This window comes from Bacteroides sp. ZJ-18, assembly GCF_011038705.2.
Classification (GTDB): Bacteria; Bacteroidota; Bacteroidia; order Bacteroidales; family Bacteroidaceae; genus Bacteroides; species Bacteroides hominis.
Genome location: NZ_CP072198.1, coordinates 3,124,119 through 3,146,452 on the forward strand (window position 1 = coordinate 3,124,119; position 22,334 = coordinate 3,146,452).

Below are 22,334 nucleotides of genomic sequence, written 5' to 3' on the forward strand. Positions count from 1 at the left end.
GGATGGCTACACCCTATATACTAAAGGGCGTAGCCATCTTTTTTATGCATATCTTCGTCGGGTAAGCTTATAATGTGTCGATAAAACTTTTTTGCTGTTCAAGAAAGCTGATTCTTTGTGCCTCTCCGCTCTCTGAGATCAGTGTAGAGTGTCTTTTTAACGATTGTATCCAATCTTTTTGTATCCCGCAAATTCGTGGGCTCTGAGAATCCATCGAATTAATGGAATATACCCGGAGGAGACTGATCTGGAAATCTTTCTTTTCTATATAGCTATAGGTTGCCTCAAAGTCGATATTCGATAAGTAAATGGCCACTTTGTTTCCGTTACCGAATTCTCCTTTTGCGGATATTTGTTCCAATTCATGCAGCAACAGTACCAGTTCGTTTTTTAAATGCATCAGGTCTGTTTCCGAGATCAGATTTAATCCGGCAAAGTATTTCATTTCTTTCACGAACGAGTAGAATACGTTACTATCCCATATGAAACAAGTCTTTCTGCACGCCTTAACTGCTTCACTCAATAACTTGTGGGCATTTACCGCTTTGACGGGTATTTGCATACCCGACAAGTTGTTAGGAGTACGTATTTTCCCGTTCTGATAAATCCATCTGCATAAACGGAACTTCGATAGGTATTCATACGAAGAATAAAGAGTAAAAGGGATCACATTGGAAGCCGTATATATCTTCGTACTACTGTCGTCCTTTACATAATTGAAGATGCGAAGATAACGCTCTATAATTTCATAATAACTCTCCAGGGGATCGGGTGAATGCAGTAAGTTCAGGTCGAAAGTCACCCGGTTTGACTGGTGGTTCCCAATAATCTGGTCGATTGATATCCCCAGTTTACATGAAACCAGTGCAACCTCGTCGAAAGTGAAGGCTACTTCTCCCCGTAATCTTCGGTATACAGCTTCTTTTCCCATGCATAGCGCATCTGTCAGATAGTTAGCCAGATTTATTCCCCGGGGAATCCGCTCTTTCATTGCTGCAATAAGCTCGTTAACGATATAATTTTTCATAACTGCCATTTGGGTTATTGATTAATAATATTGTAATAATTGTAATAGCTTGTGGCATATACAAATATAGAGTAAGTAACCCGAACTTTTGTGTGGCATATCATGTGTGGAAAAAAGAAGGTATTTCTGATTGGGAAATAATTGTCGGAAAGACAGGTTGGGAATGAAAAAAAACAGATGGCAATGCCACCTGTTTTCGATAATTGTCACTATTCTCCCCAGTTGTTTCGTTTTTCGTTTTAAGAAAGTTACAAGGTGTTTATTATTTCACGCTGTTCTTTAAAGAAGCGTATACGTTGCATCTCTCCGCTTTCGGATATTTGTGTTGAGAATTTCTTGAGTGACTGCACCCATTCTTTCAAACTGCGGAACATGCCGTCATCCTGGGTAGTAATGGCATTGATAGAATATATACGTATCATGCTGATGTGACTGTTGCTGGTTGCCACATAACTGTAAGTGGCGTCGAACTTAATATTCGAAATATAGATGCGTACATCATTGCCGGTTTCGTATTTACCTTTCCCGGCGAGTTCCTCCAATTCTTCCGTCAGAAGTAGTAAATCATCTTTTATCATTTCTTTATCTTCTTCAGATATCAGATGGATTTCCGAGAAGAACTGTATGTCTCTCACAACATGTTCAAAAACGGTATTATCCCAGATGTAATCTGTAGTTCTCATCTGCTGTGTCATGTTGACGAAGTCTTTTTGGGCATCATATATTTTGTGTGGAATCTCCAGTTCGTCAAAGTGTTTACATCTGATATTTTCGTTCTGATACATCCACTTAAACAAACGGAATTTCGAAAGAATATCATGCTTGAGATATAGTGCCTGAGGCAAAATATTCGATGACGTTGCCATTTCTGTTGTAGGGTCTTCACGGATACTGTCGAATGCATTGACATATCTTGTGAGGATGTCATGGTAAGTCTCGAATGTGTTACTATGGTGTACTACATTAAGATCGAATACTGCGTTATTGCTGAAACTCACACCAATCATTTTGTCGAGCGATATTCCTAATTTTCTTGAAATGACAGCAGCTTCTGCCAGTGTAAATGGTACTTCTCCACGCAGGCGGCGATAGATAGCTTCTTTACCTATATATAAGATATCCATCAATGTATTTGCCAGATTGGCTCCGGCCGGAACTTTTTCTTTTGCGGCTTCTATTAAGCCTGTATTTAATTCGTTTATTATCATAGCCTTTGTTTCTTTGTTTAACATATTTGCACCCTGGCTTGTTTCGGTATTCGCAACTATTTTTTCATTTGCAGCCTCTATTTGCATAATAAGTGAGTTGATACCGCTTAATGTAGATAGAGAGAAAGCATTTCTGAAACAGAAACATTCTATCGGTCACGAATATCTTCTGATCCTGATGTAGCTTTGTATACACCGAGTCGGAAGTTCCGTTTTTATGTTAAACCCCTAAAAATGATTATTATGGATTTAGAAAAAGTATTATTTAGAGAAATAGACAATAAAAGCCGTATTTTTTTGTATAAGGAAGGAGATTGTTGGAGTGCACACGATAATTCGGCGCGTCATCTTTGTTTTTTGTATTCGCAGTTCAATGCTTTTGATCGTATTTATCATGCATATGAGATTGTACTGAAGTGTGTTATGCTGAGTAATGCCATGATTGAGAAGTTTGTTGAACACACATTGGTACAGACGGGTCGAGCAGATGAAATGGAAATCAGCATTCCGGAAGAAAAAAAAGCGGAATTTGAAAGCTGGCGCAGCACGTTCGGAGTATAAATGAATTTTTAGAATTGGCGGCTTTTTATTAAAAATATGTGTTCGGAAAACTTGCATATTTTAATCAAATCGTTTACATTTGTGCAGATCTAAATGATAGAGGGCGCACGTTTGCCCTCTGTCATTATAAAATAATTACATGAAAAGAATCTTAGTTAGCGGAGGTGCCGGGTTTATTGGCTCACATCTCTGTACTCGGCTAATCAACGAGGGACACGACGTCATTTGTCTGGATAATTTTTTTACCGGATCAAAAGAAAATATTATCCATTTAATGGATAATCACCATTTTGAAGTGGTACGTCATGATATAACATTCCCATATAGTGCTGAAGTAGACGAAATATACAATCTTGCCTGTCCGGCTTCTCCCATACATTATCAGTACGACGCTATTCAGACCATTAAAACATCGGTGATGGGAGCTATCAATATGTTAGGATTAGCCAGAAGGCTTAATGCTAAAATTCTGCAGGCTTCGACCAGTGAAGTTTATGGTGATCCGGAGGTACATCCGCAACCGGAATCTTATTGGGGAAATGTCAATCCGATAGGTATCCGTTCTTGTTATGATGAAGGGAAACGCTGCTCTGAGACCCTTTTTATGGATTATCACCGCCAGAATAACGTACGTATTAAAATTGTTCGTATTTTCAATACATACGGTCCACGGATGCTGCCCCATGATGGGAGAGTGGTTTCTAATTTCGTCATTCAGGCGTTGAAGAACGATGATATAACTATCTATGGGACCGGTGAGCAAACCCGTAGCTTTCAGTATATAGATGACTTGGTCGAAGGTATGATTCGGATGATGAATACGGATGATGATTTTACGGGACCTATAAATCTTGGTAATCCCAATGAATTTTCCATGCTTCAGTTGGCAGAGATGATTATCCGGAAAACCGGGTCGAAGTCAAAGATAACTTTCAAACCTTTGCCTCATGACGATCCTCAACAGCGTAAGCCTGATATCAGTTTGGCACAGGAAAAGCTGGGATGGCAGCCTACAATTTTGTTGGATGAAGGTCTGGATCGTATGATTGATTATTTTAAAAAGAAGTACACGTTATAATAAAATAAGAACTCAAGATTAAAGCTACATAAAGATGAATATGGAAATTAATCCCTCGGAATATAAAATTCTCATTGTAGACGATGTAATGTCAAATGTCCTTTTGCTGAAAGTATTGTTGACCAATGAGAAGTTTAACATAGTGACAGCCTGTAATGGAACCCAGGCACTGGATCAAGTGAAAAAAGAGAATCCGGATTTGATATTGTTGGATGTGATGATGCCGGACATGAGCGGTTTTGAAGTCTCTCAGAAATTAAAGGCTGATCCCGAAGCAGCTCATATTCCAATTATCTTTTTGACAGCACTGAATAGCACTGCCGATATAGTGAAAGGTTTTCAGGTAGGTGGCAATGACTTTATATCTAAACCTTTTAATAAGGAAGAGTTGATAATCCGTGTCACACACCAAATTTCTTTAGTAGCAGCCAAACGTATTATTGAAGCTAAAACGGAGGAGCTTAAAAAGACTATTATCGGGCGTGATAAGCTCTATTCGGTTATAGCTCATGATCTTCGTTCGCCTATGGGATCTATTAAGATGGTACTTAATATGCTGATCTTGAGTTTGCCCAAAGAAAAAATAGGTGAAGACATGTACGAACTGCTGACCATGGCTAATCAGACTACTGAAGATGTATTTTCTCTGTTGGACAACTTGTTGAAGTGGACAAAAAGTCAGATAGGTAAACTTAAAGTTGTATATCAGGATATTGACATGGTTGAAGTTGTGGAGGGAGTTGGAGAGATTTTCTCAATGGTGGCCGGTTTGAAGAATATTCATTTACGTATTGAAGCACCGGAACATCAGGCTGTATATGCTGATATTGATATGATAAAAACAGTTATACGCAATTTAATAAGCAATGCTATCAAATTCAGTAATGAAGGTTCTGAGATCCTTATAAAAGTAGAAGATATGGATGGAATGTCAATCGTTAGTGTGAAGGATAGCGGATGTGGTATTGATGAAGAAAGTCAGAAGAAACTATTGCACACTGATACGCACTTCAGTACTTTCGGGACTAATAATGAAGAAGGTTCGGGACTTGGATTGCTGTTGTGTCAGGATTTCGTAGTGAAGAATGGAGGTAAGTTGTGGTTTACTTCTGTTAAGGGTGAAGGCTCAACTTTCTATTTTTCTATTCCACTGAAAAAATAAGGCTTCAGCAGTTTGGGTAGATCGTTTGAGAATCAGACTATTCAAGTAGATAAAAATGGTGCAGACTATATTTCTAAAAATAAGTCTGCACCATTTTATTTTGTCTGATTCATTCGTGTGATTATACCAGTGGGAGCTTTTTATCGTTTACACATAGCTTTAAAATCGCAATATTCGCATTTCTTTAGATCCTCAGTTTGGGTGAACTCCTCTTGGTCGTTGTATATTTCCTCAAGTAGTGCCAATAGTCGTTCGCGGAACTCTTTTTCATAAACAGAAAAATCATCGACAGGTAGTTTGGGTTTGCGTGCTTCTCCCATTTCAATTACAGGAGAGTAGCTTTCGGAAGCTGCCCGATGGATATATAATAGAGAAGGAGCCACCTTTAATGTTTGTTGGCGTGCCATGATGGCGGCATAAAGAAAGGTTTGAAAAATATAGTTGGGACGCCCTTCGGCAGGTGTGAATAGTTGCTCCACATTCGCCGGCACTTTGGGGCTTCCTCCGGTTTTGTAGTCCACAATCCGAAGTGTACCTTCTTTACTGTCCATACGGTCAATCGTACCTCCGATCTTTAATGATAACATTCCTTTGGGGCCTTCTATCTGGATATCTTCCGTTACTTTCTGTTCCATACCTATCATTCGGAAAGGAGCATATTGCAGATCGTTACGTAACAACTGGCGGAGATAGGAAGTGATAACCTTTGAGTTTATTAATTGTACTCCGTTATACTCGGGCTTTTCGTCAAGAGGAACGTGAAAAAATTCTTCTTTGAAAGCTGTATCGACATAATTTTGCAGACGGACATTATCGCGCAACAAACGTTCAATATCTTCTTTGTGTATTTCTTGCTTGTGGGCTGTCAGGTCCAGATAGGCTAATTGAGCCGAACGGTGGAAGATAGTTCCGAACAGAGCGGAATCAATCTCTGCACTGACTTCATCGGGGGCTTTGAGACATGCCACGTAACGGAAATAAAACTTCAGTCGACAGTCGAGATATGTATTCAGTGCCGATGGAGAAAGCATCAAGGCATCGGCGTTATGTGAGAAATCGTAGGTCTGGTATAAACGATCAATGATTTCCGGTGTTTTTGTGATACGGATGTTCCGGCTGTTTTGTGGTGATTGGCCTGCTTCCAGATATTCACGGCTGATTTCATGTGACCATTCGATCAGGAACTGTAGCATAAAGCGTGACCATTCTCCCCGGTTTAGTCCATCCGATGAAGTGTTATACATCAGGGTGATATTTTCTGCCCGCTGAATCAGGCGATAGAAATAATAGGCATAAACTGCATTCTTGTGTTCAATGGTAGTCATGCCGAAAGCCTTACGTAGGTTATATGGAATAAACGATGATTCGCCTCCCGATTTAGGTAACTGTCCTTCATTAAGCGAGAGGAGGAGCAGATTACGAAAATCAAGATTGCGTGTTTCCAAAACTCCCATTATCTGCATTCCTATGGCCGGTTCACCATGGAAGGGGATATTGGCGGCATTTAATATTTTGTTCAGCAGGCGTTTCAGAGTTTCTATACGCACTTGCAGTTCACCGTTGTCAATCAAGTTGAGTAACCTGTTTACCAGAGTGAAACTCTTAAAAAGAGATTCACGGTACAGTTGGTTGAAAATATCATCATTCTCCTGCTCATGACGGTATAGAATAGATACCTCTTTCAGTAATTCCGTGATATAAATACAGAGCTCCCGAATGCCATTACGGGGAGTGAATAATAAATCCAAAAACCTGTCTTTCTTTAATTCGGAAGGAAAAGGATAAAAGCGGTTGGTTTTAGTGAGTTCCCGTTGCAATGGTTCGGCATTGTCCGAAAGACGACGGGTATACGGATGTTTTAATATAGTTTGTACGACCTCATAAGTGTATCTTCCTGATTCTGTACGGTATCCGCTGGTTTGCAGTTCGAGTATGGCATTGATAAAGCTATATACCGGCGTTTGTGCCAGTGGAAATCCCATGGTGATATTAACGTTCCTTACTTCTTCCGGGATGGAATGCAAGACAGGAAGGAGTAAGGCTTCATTACATAGAACGACAGCATTTTCTTTTTCTTCACTACTCAGGTTCTCTCTGATCCATTCGGGCAGATAACGGGCCTGAGCGTTTTCGGTGGGTGAAGAGATAAAACGGACCTTCTTGGGTTTTCTCAATTCATCAAACAATTCGGCCGGAAGCTCGTTGGGGAACAGTTTGAGATTACGATTTATAAATTCTCCGGCTTCGTGGCGTTGTTTGTGTTGTGAAGGAAGTTGAGTATAAAATACATCGTAGTCCCAATAGAACAGGGCCTTTCCCGTACTCTGCAATTGCCGGAAGAAGTGGGTCTCTACTTTGTTCAGTACATTGAAGCCGACAAATACGTAACGATCGTACTTCAATGATTCAGGCTCAAGGTGTTCAATGACGTTCCGGTAGAGCATACCTTCATATGCAAGTCCTGATTCTTCCAGATTCCTTCGGTACTGACGATATATATTACCCAATTTATCCCAAAGTGAGATAAATTTCTCCTTTAACAGTGTTCGCTTTTCAATAGAGAAATTCAGGAAAAACTGTTGGATCGCTTGTTCTTGCTCTTCGTCGAGAAAGTTGTAATCGTCCATGACGTTTTTCAGGTCCTGAAGATTGGTAAATAGCTTGTCGGCATCAACTATATTTTTGTCCACGTCATCGAAGTCGCTTATCAGTAGCTCACCCCAGAAGTAGAAATCGTCAAGTGATTCTTCGCTTTTCGTTTCTTCACGGAATACCTTGTAGAGTTCACATACCAGACGAATCGGATCTCCTAACTTCAAGACTGAAAGCTGTTGGAACAGTTCGCTGATGCTCACATAAGCAGGTGACCAAAGTGGTTGATCGGATTGGTTGGCTAAATGCTCGTTAAAGAACAGGCTGGCACGTTTATTTGGGAAAACGATAGCTGTACGTGACAGATCGTTCCCTATCTTGCTATAGAGGTCCTGTGCGACCAACTGGAGAAATGTTTTCATACTTTTTCAATTATTTCTTCTTCCACATACCACAGATAGCCTGTGATGTTTTTATATCCCATTCGGGAGAGGAGTTGCATGTATCCTTTCACCTGTTTGTTGTACTTCTTATTTTCTTTACCAAACTTAAAATCCACTACGATGACTTGCCCGTCTTTCATCATCACTCGGTCAGGGCGCCTGGTTTGCAATACTCCTTTATCTTTGTAGATGATGGCGCATTCGTTAAACAATTTCCACTCGCCGGAATACCATTTCTGTACTTCAGGCATAGAAAAGGCTTTCATGGTCAAAGTACGTATTTCCTCTTCTGTCTCTTTGCTGCCGATAACACCTTCGAATACCAGTTTTTGGATGGCAGATTCTATATCTTCTTTCGTTTCAATGGCAGAAAACAGTGTATGCAATAATTGTCCATGATTTATGAAGCGATCATCCGATTCTTCTTCGGAAAGTCCTTTTATGAAATCGGCTGAACGGTTTGATTGCCGGAACTCAATATCCGGATGCATGGATTCCATGCTAACCGGAAGTTTCTCGGGTTTGCGTGTAAGCTTGTTGCCTGAATCGACCATTTTTTCATCTTCGGACGGGCAGAGGTCACCAAACTCATATACTTGCTCCTCGTCCCACTCCTGCTCCAACTTACAGGCTGCTTGCGGTAATGCTCCGGCCAATAACTCAGACATTGTGTTTCTTTGTCCTTTCCGACTCCAGATAATCAGGTTCTTGCCCGCACGGGTAAATGCTACATAGAGCAGGTTCAGGTTGTCTACCCAAAGTTGCAAGCGCTCGTGCAAGTAGTCATTCTGGTATACCGATTCTGCCATCGCAGAAGAATAGTTTACCGGTACAATATCTAACTCGTTGAAAGGAGACTCTTGGGGTACGCACCAAACGAGTTGATTATTTGTTTCATTTTCCATTTTCCAGTCGCAGAAGGGGAGAAGTACTGTATGAAATTCCAACCCTTTGGACTTATGGATGGAGAAGATACGTATGCCTTCTACTTCACCGCTTGGTATTGTTTTACCAGATAAAGTTTCGTCCCAGTATCGGATAAAGCTGTCCGTATCTGAAGAATGGTTTTGAAGATAATCGGTCACTGCATCAAAGAAAGCAAATAAATAAGCATCCTGCTGCTTGATGCGGTGCAGCTCAAAGAGGTTGAAAAGTTCTTCCAGTAATTCGTAAAGAGGCATCAGACGGAGTTCTGCCATCCTTTCCAGAAAAACAGAAGGCAATAGTTCTTCAGCCTTATGGAAGAGCAGTGAATTAAGATTGTTTTCGGTATGAAGTACTTGTAACTGATAGTTAGTTGCAAGTTGAGCTTTTACAATCCGATTTTCCGGATCGGAAAGATAGCGCAGGGCATCCAGCATCATGCAGATGGCAAGTGAAGCGTCAAGCCGGAAGGCTTCGTCAGACACAACCTTATAATGCAGTTGTTTGTCAAAGTAATCGGCAATGCGGGGGATACTTTTATTCTTTCTTACCAAAATGGCGATATCGTTCAGCTTTATACCCGATTGTATCAGATGTTCTACTTCCGCTCCGAGGCTGATAAGGGTTTGGTCGGTATAATCGTGTTTTTCATCTGATTCGAGAAACTCGACTTTAACGTATCCTTTTTGTTCGTTCCGGGGGGATTCTTGCTCCACATCAGCATATGCATTAATTAAAGGCTCACAAATGCTTCCCAATTGCTTATTGTGTATTTCGTTCAGATAATCTACAGCAGCCGTAAAGATACTGTTGTTGAACCGTATGATGTTAGTTTCACTTCGTCGGTTGGTCTTCAGTGTTTCTGTACGGATGGAAAAGTATCCAAGGCGTTTGTTCAATCCGTTCAGGATGCCCCAATCACCGTTTCGCCAGCGATATATAGATTGCTTGACGTCACCAACGATCAAGCTGTCCGCTCCTTGTGAGAGGCCTTCAAGAAGTAACAGTTTAAAGTTATCCCATTGCATCCGGCTGGTATCCTGAAATTCGTCAATCATCACATTACGGATGTTTGTTCCGATTTTCTCAAACACAAAAGAAGAATCTCCGTCTTTTACCAGTTGATGGAGCAGAGCATTGGTGTCTGAAAGGAGAAAGCGATTGTTTTCACGATTCAGTTGACGTACCTCTTCATCAATATTAGCCAATAGTTGTACTTTGTTTAAATGCTGCATTGAGAGCCGACAACTGTTAACAATCCGGTTATTGCGTGAGCGATGTTGCTCAGCATCTTGCAGAAGCGGCATTAAGATGGAGGAGGCTAATACGATGATGTCAGTATAGTATCTGGAAGTTTTGGCAGCCCAGTTTGTTTCGTCCTCCAGACATTTTACTACGGTTGTATTCGCTATTTCGTCCCCTAATATACCATTCCTGAGCTTATTAAAGTAGCTTCCTATCCCTTTAGCACCGTTTTTTAAATCAGTTGGCTTTAGCGATTGGCTGGAAAGTACATTTTCAAACTGCTGAGCGAAATCTTTCATTTGTTCAAGAGCGGCTGTTTCCATCTCTTTTAATGTCTTGCGATACTCGCGGATTACATTCGGGTCGCGAAGACGTTGACGGAGACCGTCACCTTTTTCAATATACCCTTCATCAAAAATATTGCGTCCGAAATTTTTAATCTCATCCGAAACATTCCAGCGTTTGTCATCAGCAATGCGTTCGTTTATGTAATCAAGTAGCCATGCCAATACCGGTGAATTAGGGCCCAATTTTTCAATCATACTGTCTACGGCATCACTTAATACTTCAATATTATTCAGCTCGATATTCAGGTTGGGACTCAGCTCAAGTTCACGGGCCAGATTACGCATGACGGATTGGAAAAAGGAATCGATGGTTTCGACACGAAACCGGCTGTAATCATGGAGCATGTAGCTCAAAGCTATGCCAGCTGTTTTTCGTATTTCATCTTCCGAACGGCCTGTCTCAGCGATGATGCGTTTTAGGTACGCATCCGAGTCCGGGTCAGCTATATGTATTCCATATAGCTGACTGAGAATACGTTCCTTCATTTCGGCAGTAGCTTTATTGGTGAAAGTCACTGCCAATATCTGGCGGTAGGCACGCGGGTTTTGTATTAGCAACTTGATATACTCAGCGGCCAGGGTGAATGTTTTCCCGGAACCGGCAGAGGCTTTATAGACAATAAGTTCGCTCATTCACAGTTTATGTTGGATAATAATTATTTTCTTTTTACTATTTCAAACGGCACGCGCACTGAAACACCGTTTTTCATTAAATTGGTCAGGTTCGGATATAACCGTTCTTTGAAAGAGTCCCAGCTGCGATGTTCCATTTGGGTCCATCCGGCTTCTGCCAATGCCAGTCCGCGAGGATAGGTCATGTACGTTACCCGGTTGATATCTTTTATTGCTTCTCCCCAAAGCGTTCCCATTACGCCCAGAATATGTGCTTGTTCGGATGCAGGTCTTCCGTATCCCGGGTCAAATTGATAACAAGTTTCGAGCGTTGTGACAGGCATTCCCCAATTGTTGAATTCCGGAAGATCACCTTTAAACTGGGGATAATCGAGGTATGCAAATTCTCCCGGTGCCATGATCAGAGGGTTGCCGTGCTGTCGGGTCAGCTCCTGGCAAGTAGGTGTCAATCCGTATCTCCAGCTTACGAGTGTCACATCTTTGGGGTAAGGAAACAGATAGTCATTGGCAGGCATACGAATATTATCCAGTTCGCACCAAAGGATCGGCTGTTTTCCATCTGCCCGTACAAAACTGAGCATTCGGTCGAAGAAAGGAATCATTAACTGAGATGCTTTTTCATATTTCAGTTCTTTCATCATCTTTTGGCAGCGTTCGCATTTGGTCCAGTTTTTTTCTATTACTGCCTCGTCGCCTCCCAAATGGATATAGCGTGAAGGGAAGAGAGCACTTACTTCGTCAATAATGTCTTTGTATACCGTGTATACCTTTTCATTATTGGCGCAAAGCATTAAATCTACTGTTTTACCCACATTCTTTTCAATGGTATCGGTATGTGTACATCCCAATTCCGGATAAGCAGCTAATACAGCAACCGTATGCCCGGGAATGTCCAGTTCCGGGATTATTTCAATATGGCGTTCAGCTGCATAATGAATCAGATCGGTTAGTTCTTCCTGAGTATAAAAAGGTTGTCCGGCTGTAAGCTTCGGGTGCTTTTTGATCTCCATTCTCCATCCCTGATCATCTGTCAGGTGAAGTTGAAGCACATTGTATTTGTATCGTACCATTTGGTCAATGTAGAATTTTACATCTTCTACCGGTAAAAAATGCCGGGCAGGATCGAGCATTAAAGCCCGATATTCAAAGCGTGGAGCGTCATCAATGCTGACTGCAGCCATTTCTTTCCGATTGGTGGTACATACATCTCCTAAAAGTATTTGATCAACCGTCATTACCCCATAGAAGACAGCTGCTGCACTGGCTCCGCTAATGGTAATTCCTTTCTGATCTATTTTGAGTTTATAATGTTCTTTCCCGTTTAGTTGCGGATCAATAGTTAACCGGATGGCTGATTGCCGTGAGCCGGAAAGAGGGATATTTATTTGCATCCGATCTTTCAGGATGGCTTGCAGGGTGGTAGCCGCAAACTTAAGTTCCGGTTGCTCTGGATGAATAGAGATATTTTTGCTTGTCAGGCTAAAAGGTTTACTTTGCAGTTGCTCTATGTGATTGGGCATAGGCAACAGGGCCGAACGATTGTTTTGTGCAATTGCCGTAAAGGCAAAAAGAAGGAAAATCAGTCCTAAATAGTTTTTCATGGGATTAATTTATTTAATTAGTTTCGCGGCAAATATACGATTATTGTACGAGAAAACGGACACTTCAGCACAGAAAGAGGGGAGAACTGAACTTTCTTTTTAATCGAAAACTTGCATAAAAATGTGATATTTACTCATGAAATAGAGAAAAAAAGTCAAAATGTATCATTCTTATTAGGTATTATGGGCTATTTTGTTACCTTTGCGCCCCCTTATTCCATAGCGTAGAATAAGGTTAAGTGCTAATTAGATTTAACATGAGACTAAAAACAATCCTACTGACCACTGTGGCCACCGGTTCATTTTTGTGCGAGCCTGTCGCTGCTATGCGTGTTGAACCTCCCGCTATTTCTGAAATGGGATGGTTCTCGAAAAAGAAAAAGAAGAGTAATCCCCAAGACAGCGTCAAAGTTGAGAATGAGTATGAGAAACTGACGGGAAGCGATAGTGTCGCTCATCGCGGTATGTTCAATGTGTTCCGGAAGAAGAATGATTACTACTTTGAGATTCCCGCCACTTTGTTGGGACGTGATATGCTGGTAGTAAATAAACTGCAACGAGTACCTTCGGAACTGAATGAGGCCGGAGTGAACCGCGGAACTAACTATGAGAACCAAATGATCTGTTTGGAGCTGGACAAGCCGGCTAATAAATTATTAATCCGTCAAAGTCGGCCCTTGCCTCTTTCTCCATCCGAAGATGCTATCAGCCAATCGGTGAAGGACAACTATATATCTCCGTTAATAGCCGGTTTCAAGATAGAGGCATATAATAATGACTCTACCAGCATGTTGATTAAGGTAAACGATATATATGATGGTACGGAGACAAGTATTAATAACGTATTTACCAATATTAATCTGGGAACATCGGCTATAAAGAACTTATCGAGAATTTTATCCATTAAGTCTTTCGATAATAATGTAGTGGCAACTTCAGAACTCACTACACGTGTCACAGAAGGGACTACTACTATCTACGTGACAGTGGAGGTAAGTTCATCTATCCTGTTGCTTCCCGAAGTGCCGATGACCGGACGTCTGGATAATCCTCGCGTGGGGTATTTTACTAATCCTCTGACTAACTTCAGTGATGGTCAACAACGGGTGAATAAAAAACAATTCATTACCCGCTGGCGTCTTGAGCCAAAGCCTGAGGACAGGGAAGCATATCTGCGCGGTGAACTGGTAGAGCCCCAGAAGCCCATTGTATTTTATATAGAAAACTCTACGCCTTATCGGTGGAGGAAGTATATCAAACAGGGAATTGAAGACTGGCAGGTAGCTTTTGAGCGTGCCGGATTTAAGAATGCCATTATAGCCAAAGATATTACCGATGATATGGAGGTGGATATGGATGATGTAAACTACTCTGTATTGACATATGCCGCATCTACCAAGGCAAATGCAATGGGACCCTCTATTCTTGATCCGCGTTCGGGGGAAATACTTGAGGCTGATATAATGTGGTGGCATAATGTGCTTTCAATGCTTCAGGAGTGGATTACGGTACAAACCGGTGTGGTTCGTCCCGAAGCTCGCGGCGTAACACTGCCGGATAGTCTGATGGGGGATGCTATGCGTTTTGTCGCTTGCCATGAAGTGGGGCATTCACTCGGGTTACGTCATAATATGATGGGTTCTTGGGCTTTTCCTACCGACTCTCTTCGTTCGAAAGCATTTACCGACCGGATGAATTCTACTTCATCATCCATAATGGACTATGCCCGCTTTAATTATGTGGCACAGCCCGGTGACGGTGTGAAAGCTTTGTCACCTCATATCGGACCTTATGATATTTTTGCCATAGAATACGGTTACCGTTGGTATGGCAAACAGACTCCGGAAGAAGAAAAAGGATTGTTGCAGGATTTTCTGGCAAAACATACCGATCGGCTTTACAAGTATAGCGAGGCACAGGATCCCCGGGATGCCGTTGACCCTCGTGCGCAGAACGAGGATCTTGGTGATGACCCCATCCGTTCTTCGCAGTATGGTATTGCCAATTTGAAGCGTATTGTTCCTCAAATAATCCAGTGGACCACTACCGGGGAGAAAGGGCAAACATACGAAGAGGCGTCACGTTTGTATTACGCAGTTATCAATCAATGGAATAATTATCTCTATCATGTGATGGCAAATATCGGGGGTATCTATATTGAGAATACAACCGTAGGTGATGGCGAGAAGACTTATACGTTTGTGGAAAAAGAGAAGCAGCAGGCTGCTTTGAAGTTTTTGCTCGATGAAGTATTGTGTTATCCTAAGTGGTTGTTCGATCCGGAGGTTGCACAATATACTTATCTGCTCAGAAATACACCTTTAGGAGTAGTGGAGAATGCACCGACTCAAGTGTTGAAAAATGCACAGTCCTATATCTTTTGGGACTTGCTATCAAATAATCGCCTGATGCGTATGCTTGAGAATGAGTCTGTAAACGGCAGAAAGGCTTTCACAGCCGTGGAAATGATGGATGGTCTGCATAAGGGGATTTTTGCCGTAACCGAGCGTGGCGGCTTACCCGATGTGATGACCCGCAATTTGCAAAAAGGCTTTGTAGATGCATTGATTACTGCTGCTGCCGAAAGCGAAGGAGTGAAGGTGAACAAAAAGTTGACCGATAATCATTTCTTGTTCGATCATCAGGCACCGCTTTGCAGTTGTGACGATCATGCACATCGTTCGGCATACGCCGACCGTATGGGGGCACGCCGTGAACTGAATTTTTATGGTTCTCAGATAAATCGTATTTCCGATGCCATTTCAGTGAAACGGGGAGAGCTGCTCCGCATTAAAGATTTGCTCCAGAGCCGTTTGGGTACATCGGATGTAGCCACCAAATATCATTATAAAGATTTGATTTTGCGTATCAACACTGCGTTAGGCATTTCTAAGTAAATACACCAAAAACACAAAGTTCCCTCTGACAAACACTCAACGATTTTATTTGCTGAGCGAGGGGCTTTGTGTATTTATATAAATAAAAGACAGTTTTCAAAATGAGTATTAATTTTATAGGATGTAACAAATGAAAAGACACGTTTTTATTCTTTTATTGTCTTTTGTCGGAGCATTGACTTCTGCATTTGCCGCCGACAGGCAAGTTCAAGGAGTGGTGATCTCATCGGAAGATAATATGCCGTTGATAGGTGCTTCTGTCTATATAAAGGCAGAGGATCTGTCAAAAGACGGCAACTCTCCGACAATGACAGGAGTGATTACCGACATAAATGGTAAATTCAATATTTCAGTACCCGAGGGAGTAACTCGTCTATTCTGTAGTTATGTAGGATATGATGTGCAGGAAATTAAGCTTGTTCCCGGGAAGAATCAATATGAAATAACTCTTTCTCCATCGGCACAAATGCTTGATGCAGTAGTAGTGACCGGTTATCAAACTGTAGAACGTCGTAAACTGACAGCTGCCGTTGGGAAGCTGAACATTTCGGATGAAACTATTGGTGCTGTAAAAAGTATCGATCAGGCATTGGCCGGACAAATTGCCGGACTTTCCGTAACCTCTACTTCCGGTGCACCCGGTGCACCGGCAAAAATACGTATTCGTGGAACTTCGTCATTAAATGGAACTCAGGATCCGTTGTGGGTTCTGGATGGTATTCCATTGGAAGGTACGGATGTACCTCAGCCAGAGATCTTGAATGATATTTCTAATATACAACAGTCGTCTATTGCCGGATTGAATCCTGCGGATATTGAAAATATTACCGTACTGAAGGATGCGGCTGCTACTGCCATTTACGGGGCTCGCGCTGCAAATGGTGTGATTGTGATAACTACTAAAAAAGGAAAAGTAGGGAAGCCGGTGATTAACTTTTCTTCAAAGTTTACTTATATGCCTACACTGAGTTCCAAGCGTTTGAATCTGTTGAACTCTCAGGAGAAAGTAGATCTGGAACTTGAACTGCTCCGTTCTAATTTTGCCTATGGGAATAATAAGGGTGGAGTCTCTAAAATCATTTCCGGCTACGGTCTGACCGATGCATACAAAAACGGGGGCTGGGGAGCATTGACTTCTGAAGCGCAAGCCGATATCAACCGGTTACGGGATACTGAAACCGATTGGAATGATATTCTCTTTCGTGATGCTTTTAATCAGGAGTATAGTTTGAGCCTTTCGGGAGGTAACGAACGTGTAACCTATTATACCTCTATCGGATATTATAAAGAAAACGGTAACGTAAAAGGTGTTGGGTTGGATCGTTTGAATATTGTAGCGAAGACTTCGTATAAAGTCAACCGCATGTTAAAGTTCGGTGCTTCTTTGTTTGCCAACCGTCGTAATAACAAAACTTACCTGACAGATACGTACGGATTAGTGAATCCGGTTTACTATTCACGCAAGGCTAATCCATATTATCAGCCTTTCGACGCAAATGGAAATTACGTGTACGATTTCGATGTACAAAATACTTCTGATACAGATTTAGGTTTTAATATTTTTGAGGAACGTAAAAATACATCGAACGAAGAGACGATCAATGCGATTTCATCTATTTTCGATGCTGAACTGAGATTCAATGATAAGCTGAAGTTTACTACCCAGCTTGGGTTGCAATTAGATAAGGCCTCAAAAGAACAGATTGCCGACCAGGAAAGTTTCTCAATGCGTTTAACCCGTAAGAACAGTAAATATTGGGATTCTGCTTCTCAAAGCAACAAATACTTCATACCGGACGGAGGCGTGCACAAAGCATATGAAAACACGAATTCTCAGATTACCTGGAAGGCAATGGGAGAATATCGGGATAGCTTCAATGATATTCATGAACTGGAAATAATGGTGGGTACTGAATTGCGTAAAACCTGGTATGAGACACTCTTTTCCGCGGGATATGGCTTCGACAGACAGACGTTGACTACGAAGCCGGTTATCTTTCCGGACGAAGATCGTGCCAAACAATTTCCACTCCATAAGAAAACGTATAAAGAGAATGCTTATGTTTCTTTCTTCTCCACAGCTTCCTATTCGTTGATGAACCGTTATACATTCGGAGGAAGCATCCGTTTTGACGGTTCGGATTTATTTGGTGTCGATAAGAAGTACCGTTATCTCCCTCTGTATTCAATAAGTGGATTATGGCGGTTATCGAATGAACCTTTTATGCAGGGAGCCAGAAAGTGGATGGATAATCTTGCATTCCGTGCTTCATATGGTATTCAGGGAAATATAGATAAAAACACTTCTCCTTTCTTGTTGGGCAAATATGTGGTAGACAATATTTTACCGGGTGGATCCGAACATATGATCGATATAAACTCGGCTCCGAACAAGAAGCTTCGTTGGGAGAAAACTCAATCCGTGAATGTTGGGTTTGATTTCTCGGTACTCAATCAGGCAATTAACCTGAGTGTGGATTATTACTATCGTAAAGGTACAGATCTGATCGGAAGACAAATGTTGCCTCTTGAAACCGGTTTTGTTTCGACCAGTGTCAATTGGGCGAGTATGACCAATAAAGGTGTGGAAGTATCTCTTTCCACACGAAACGTTGCTACCAAAAATTTCTCATGGTATACGAACTTCAACTTTGCCTACAATAACAACAAGGTATTGCAGGAAGCTATTCCGGAGGCTCAGACTACTCCGGGGCGTGAAGGATATCCGGTCAGTGCTATTTTTGCGATAAAGACTGCCGGATTGGATGCGGATGGTTATCCTCTGTTCTATGATAAAGAAGGGAAGAAGGTTACTTTGAAAGAACTGTATCGCTTACAGGATCCTTATGGATTAGGTTTTACGGTTAGTTCGGATGTAACTCCGGCAGAAGAACGTGGATTTTATTCATATATGGGTTCGGAAGATACTCCTTATACCGGTGGTCTGATCAATACATTCAGTTATAAAAACTGGGAGTTGACAGCGAATTTATCCTTTAATTTAGGGGGATATGTACGTACGACCCCTTCCTATAACTCTATCAATTTTGATCGGGGACAGAATGTGAATCGTGACATTTTGGATCGTTGGACTCCGGAAAACACCGACGGACATTTACCGGCATTGATTACCAGTGAAAAACGTGCTGATGAGTATTATTGGTATGATCAAAAGAGTGATATATATCGGAATCTGGATATTTGGGTGAAGAAGCTGAACTATTTCCGTTTGCAGAATCTGCGTTTAGGTTATCGTTTACCGGAGAAAATGACCAAAGCTTTGGGAATGGGGTCAGCTTCGGTAGCTATTGAAGGACGTAATCTACTTGTATTTGGTTCAAGCTACAAGAATTTCCTCGATCCGGAATCAATGTACAATCCGTATGCACCGCCCATTCCTAAATCAGTTACATTTAGCTTGAATTTAAATTTTTAATCATTAAGCAGAAAAAAGAAGATGAAAAAAATATATGTTTTGACTTTGTTGAGTTGTCTGTTGATGCTATCTGCCTGTGATAGTTATCTGGACATAAAACCGGTGGGAAGCGTGATCCCCCAAACTGCTGAAGAGTATCGCGCTTTATTGGCGCGTGCTTATCTGAATGTACCGAAGGACCGCGGACAAGCTTGTTTCCGTTCGGACGAGATGATGGTGAATGATAATGAATACGACCGGAATTCATTCGGAGACATTGAACGTTGGAATGATGTTTCTCCGTTTCCGGGGACGAGTCAGTTTACCTGGTCCAATTTCTATAATGTACTTTTTATAGCTAACCAGTTGATCGAGAATGAAAAAGAAATTACAGAGGGCACTCTTGAAGTAGTGAACCAGTTGGTGGGGGAGGCCTATCTACTTCGTGCTTATATGCATTTTGTTTTGGTAAACTTACATGGTCAGCCATATACTAAGCCCGGAGCCTTAAGTTCAAAGTCAGTACCTTTGAAGTTGGATACGGATATTGAAAAGACATTAGGACGCAATACTGTAGAAGAAGTTTATATTTCTATTTTGTCAGATATCGAACGAGCTCGTGAACTGATAAACAAAGAAGAATGGGAAACAGTTTTCTCTTATCGGTTCAGCGTTCTGGCAGTAGATGCATTGCAGTCCCGTGTCAGCCTATATATGGGTGAGTGGCAGAAATGTCTTGAATCTGCTGAAGCAGTATTAGCAAAAAAATCTGTTCTTGTTGATATGAACGAAGCCTCCTTTGTTCTGCCTAATCATTTTGAATCTGTTGAAACCATAACGGCATTGGAGCAAGTTATGAGTTCAGTAGTCAATAACGCCGCATGGGCTCCTGCCTCTTTTCTTACTATTTATCAGGAAGGTGACAGGAGATTGGCTGCCTATTTTGCTGCTCCCGATGAAAATGGAAATCGAAAGAGTTCTAAAGGAGGGAAAAGAGATTACTCCTGTACTTTCCGTGTAGGTGAACTTTATCTCAATGCAGCCGAGGCTGCTGCGCGTCTGGACAAATTGCCGCAGGCACGTACGCGTCTTTTGGAACTGATGCAGAAACGTTACACTCCCGTAGCTTATGTTGAGAAAAAGAATGCTGTGAATACAATGGATAAAGATGCTTTGATTGGTGAAATATTGAATGAACGTGCCCGTGAACTTGCTTTTGAGGGACATCGCTGGTTTGACCTTCGTCGTACTACGCGTCCACGGATTGTGAAAGTCCTCCAAGGCGAAACCTATATACTGGAACAGGATGATCCACGCTATACGATTCCTATTCCGAAAGATGCTATTGCTGCCAATCCGGGATTAGCCAACTAATACACATGAAGATCTAAAAAAAGCACACACAACCCAAGCCGCAGAGTCTATAAAAAGACTTTGCGGCTTTTTTTATTTGTAATTTATCGCTGTGCCCTAATAAATAGCTTACGTTAGTATTGATTTAGAATGAAACTTTACTTGTCAGAAAAGTAATTATCTCCTTTCAGAATGTATGAACGGAATTCAGGGGATATGAATTGAATGTTTTATCTATGTGTTTGCAAATTAGATGATTATGACGCTTTGCTGCTTGTCGGTCAAAGCCTTGTTTTAACACAGTGTTAAAGCAAGGCTTTTGATGATAAAGAAGAAGTCTTTTAAGTGCAAAAGATTTATTCTTTCTATTCAAGAATGGAATACTTTAAGAATAGCATTAACATTGTTAATTGGGAATTCTTTCGAAACGAGGAGCCGTATTGTTCTATTTTATAGGATATAGGAAAAAACTAACAGATTCCTTTGTGGGTGATTAGACAAAACCGTATTTTTAGAGGTCATAATACTGATATTGATGAATTATCAGAATGTATGTGATAAAAATCAGAATAGAGAATAGAAGGAAATAGCGTAAATTTGCCCAATATCGTCATTTAGTAGATAAGAAGCCATATAACACAGACATTATGCCTGACGAAATAAAGAATATAAAAACATACCGGAAAAAAGAACGCATGATTCTCTCCCGCTCCATACGGAGAAGGAGAAGGTATATTGAGGTAGCTTTCGGAAATAACGATGCTGCAAGGCTATTGTTGTCAAAGGAGAAGGGTGTGCTGTTTGAAAGTGACAAGGCATACCTGCCGGCAGAAGACTTTGTTTTGGCAGACTTCTTCGACCGTTATGTGAATCTTGCATTTATTGACTATTCCAAAGTAACAGACACTACAAATAAACCGGAGAAAGAAAAGACCATCCGCCCGGAACTGCCTGCGGGCTTTTTGGAAAAGCTGAAACAGATGCGTTACAGCGATCATACAATACGGGTATATACTACCTATATCGGAGATTTTCAACAGTATTTTGCCGGAAGCAACCTGAAAAGGATTTCGCCGGACGAAATAAATGCTTACCTGCTTCAACTGATAGACAAGAAAAATATCTCTTCCTGCCAACAGAACCAACGTATCAACGCGATCAAGTTCTATTATGAAAAGGTGCTGGGCAACGAACGTCACTGCTACAAGGTAAACCGTGCAAAACGTGAGAAGACATTGCCGGATGTATTGAGCAAGGAAGAAGTGAAAGACTTTCTAACAGTAGCTAAAGAAGATTTGCGGTTTTATTGCATGTATTCGCTGTTGTACTCGGCAGGGCTTCGTATCAGCGAATTGCTGAATTTAAAACCGGATGATATAAACATTTCCCGTTCACTGATACATGTGCGACAGGGAAAAGGGAAGAAAGACCGATATACGCTGCTATCCAAACCGTTTATCAATAAACTGGAAGAATATAGGATAGCATATCAGCCGGAAAAGTGGCTTTTTGAACGTGAAGCCGGAGTACAATTCTCTGAAAGTATCGTTTCCAAAAAACTGAAAGAGATAGCCCATGAAGCAGGAATAACAAAAAGAGTATATCCCCATTTGTTCCGCCATTCGTTCGCTACACATTTGATAGAACAAGGAACAGACTTGAAAATCATAAAAGAACTGTTGGGGCATGAAAATATTAAAACCACCGAGATGTACGTCCATATTGCAGACACTTACAAAAGCAAAATTAAAAGTCCGTTGGACGATATTTTAGAAGAAGAGATTTAATAAAATACTTAGAGAAAATAACAGCGGAACATTAAATGACCGCTGTTAGCATAACGTTAGC

The 22,334-nt window shown here is 41.3% G+C and carries 12 protein-coding genes; 7 read left to right on the plus strand and 5 right to left on the minus strand.

Annotated elements, in window-relative coordinates:
- Window positions 1-67 precede the first annotated feature (67 nt).
- Complete coding sequence (locus tag G7Y45_RS12470; RefSeq protein ID WP_032530214.1) at window positions 68-1,027, minus strand: hypothetical protein; 960 nt, start codon at window positions 1,025-1,027, stop codon at window positions 68-70.
- 248 nt (window positions 1,028-1,275) lie between these two features.
- Entirely contained in the window at window positions 1,276-2,235 is a 960-nt protein-coding gene (locus G7Y45_RS12475; protein WP_032537476.1) for a hypothetical protein, read from the minus strand.
- A gap of 243 nt (window positions 2,236-2,478) precedes the next feature.
- Here G7Y45_RS12475 and G7Y45_RS12480 point away from each other — a divergent pair, with 243 nt between their 5' ends.
- The 3 genes from G7Y45_RS12480 (at window position 2,479) to G7Y45_RS12490 (ending at window position 5,036) form a co-directional block, all read left to right on the plus strand.
- Window positions 2,479-2,796 (plus strand): hypothetical protein, encoded by a 318-nt coding sequence (locus G7Y45_RS12480; protein ID WP_005805595.1) that lies wholly within the window; start codon window positions 2,479-2,481, stop codon window positions 2,794-2,796.
- Window positions 2,797-2,935: 139 nt separating this feature from the next.
- Window positions 2,936-3,874: a UDP-glucuronic acid decarboxylase family protein gene (locus G7Y45_RS12485; protein ID WP_005777113.1), complete on the plus strand. Its 939-nt coding sequence runs from the start codon at window positions 2,936-2,938 to the stop codon at window positions 3,872-3,874.
- Between the two features lie 34 nt (window positions 3,875-3,908).
- Window positions 3,909-5,036: a response regulator gene (locus tag G7Y45_RS12490; RefSeq protein WP_005805597.1), complete on the plus strand. Its 1,128-nt coding sequence runs from the start codon at window positions 3,909-3,911 to the stop codon at window positions 5,034-5,036.
- A 140-nt stretch (window positions 5,037-5,176) separates the two neighbouring features.
- On the opposite strand, the gene G7Y45_RS12495 is transcribed toward G7Y45_RS12490, so the two are convergent.
- The 3 genes from G7Y45_RS12495 to G7Y45_RS12505 are packed head-to-tail and all read right to left on the minus strand — an operon-like array spanning window position 5,177 to window position 12,821.
- The gene (locus G7Y45_RS12495) at window positions 5,177-8,050 is read right to left on the minus strand and encodes a PD-(D/E)XK nuclease family protein (RefSeq protein WP_165014631.1); all 2,874 of its coding nucleotides are present in this window, start codon (window positions 8,048-8,050) and stop codon (window positions 5,177-5,179) included.
- Window positions 8,047-11,220 (minus strand): exodeoxyribonuclease V subunit beta, encoded by a 3,174-nt coding sequence (locus tag G7Y45_RS12500; RefSeq protein ID WP_165014634.1) that lies wholly within the window; start codon window positions 11,218-11,220, stop codon window positions 8,047-8,049. The genes G7Y45_RS12495 and G7Y45_RS12500 overlap by 4 nt, the downstream gene beginning before the upstream one ends.
- A gap of 23 nt (window positions 11,221-11,243) precedes the next feature.
- Window positions 11,244-12,821, minus strand: coding sequence for a beta-N-acetylhexosaminidase (locus G7Y45_RS12505; RefSeq protein WP_165014637.1), 1,578 nt, complete (start codon window positions 12,819-12,821; stop codon window positions 11,244-11,246).
- A gap of 257 nt (window positions 12,822-13,078) precedes the next feature.
- On the opposite strand from G7Y45_RS12505, the gene G7Y45_RS12510 reads away from it, so the two are divergent.
- From G7Y45_RS12510 to G7Y45_RS12525, 4 genes are all read left to right on the plus strand, one after another.
- Complete coding sequence (locus G7Y45_RS12510) at window positions 13,079-15,718, plus strand: zinc-dependent metalloprotease (RefSeq protein ID WP_165014640.1); 2,640 nt, start codon at window positions 13,079-13,081, stop codon at window positions 15,716-15,718.
- 130 nt (window positions 15,719-15,848) lie between these two features.
- A complete protein-coding gene (locus G7Y45_RS12515; protein WP_165014642.1) occupies window positions 15,849-19,154 on the plus strand; it encodes a SusC/RagA family TonB-linked outer membrane protein in 3,306 nt (1,101 codons plus the stop codon).
- 21 nt (window positions 19,155-19,175) lie between these two features.
- Complete coding sequence (locus G7Y45_RS12520; protein WP_165014645.1) at window positions 19,176-20,507, plus strand: RagB/SusD family nutrient uptake outer membrane protein; 1,332 nt, start codon at window positions 19,176-19,178, stop codon at window positions 20,505-20,507.
- Window positions 20,508-21,133: 626 nt separating this feature from the next.
- Entirely contained in the window at window positions 21,134-22,273 is a 1,140-nt protein-coding gene (locus G7Y45_RS12525) for a tyrosine-type recombinase/integrase (RefSeq protein WP_371729227.1), read from the plus strand.
- Window positions 22,274-22,334: the final 61 nt, after the last annotated feature.

Coding starts and splice junctions, on each gene's coding strand:
- G7Y45_RS12475 (WP_032537476.1), bottom strand. CDS start 2,235: ATGATAATAAACGAATTAAATACAGGCTTAATAGAAGCCGCAAAAGAA.
- G7Y45_RS12470 (WP_032530214.1), bottom strand. CDS start 1,027: ATGAAAAATTATATCGTTAACGAGCTTATTGCAGCAATGAAAGAGCGG.
- G7Y45_RS12480 (WP_005805595.1), top strand. CDS start 2,479: ATGGATTTAGAAAAAGTATTATTTAGAGAAATAGACAATAAAAGCCGT.
- G7Y45_RS12490 (WP_005805597.1), top strand. CDS start 3,909: ATGAATATGGAAATTAATCCCTCGGAATATAAAATTCTCATTGTAGAC.
- G7Y45_RS12525 (WP_371729227.1), top strand. CDS start 21,134: ATGCCTGACGAAATAAAGAATATAAAAACATACCGGAAAAAAGAACGC.
- G7Y45_RS12495 (WP_165014631.1), bottom strand. CDS start 8,050: ATGAAAACATTTCTCCAGTTGGTCGCACAGGACCTCTATAGCAAGATA.
- G7Y45_RS12515 (WP_165014642.1), top strand. CDS start 15,849: ATGAAAAGACACGTTTTTATTCTTTTATTGTCTTTTGTCGGAGCATTG.
- G7Y45_RS12485 (WP_005777113.1), top strand. CDS start 2,936: ATGAAAAGAATCTTAGTTAGCGGAGGTGCCGGGTTTATTGGCTCACAT.
- G7Y45_RS12510 (WP_165014640.1), top strand. CDS start 13,079: ATGAGACTAAAAACAATCCTACTGACCACTGTGGCCACCGGTTCATTT.
- G7Y45_RS12520 (WP_165014645.1), top strand. CDS start 19,176: ATGAAAAAAATATATGTTTTGACTTTGTTGAGTTGTCTGTTGATGCTA.
- G7Y45_RS12505 (WP_165014637.1), bottom strand. CDS start 12,821: ATGAAAAACTATTTAGGACTGATTTTCCTTCTTTTTGCCTTTACGGCA.
- G7Y45_RS12500 (WP_165014634.1), bottom strand. CDS start 11,220: ATGAGCGAACTTATTGTCTATAAAGCCTCTGCCGGTTCCGGGAAAACA.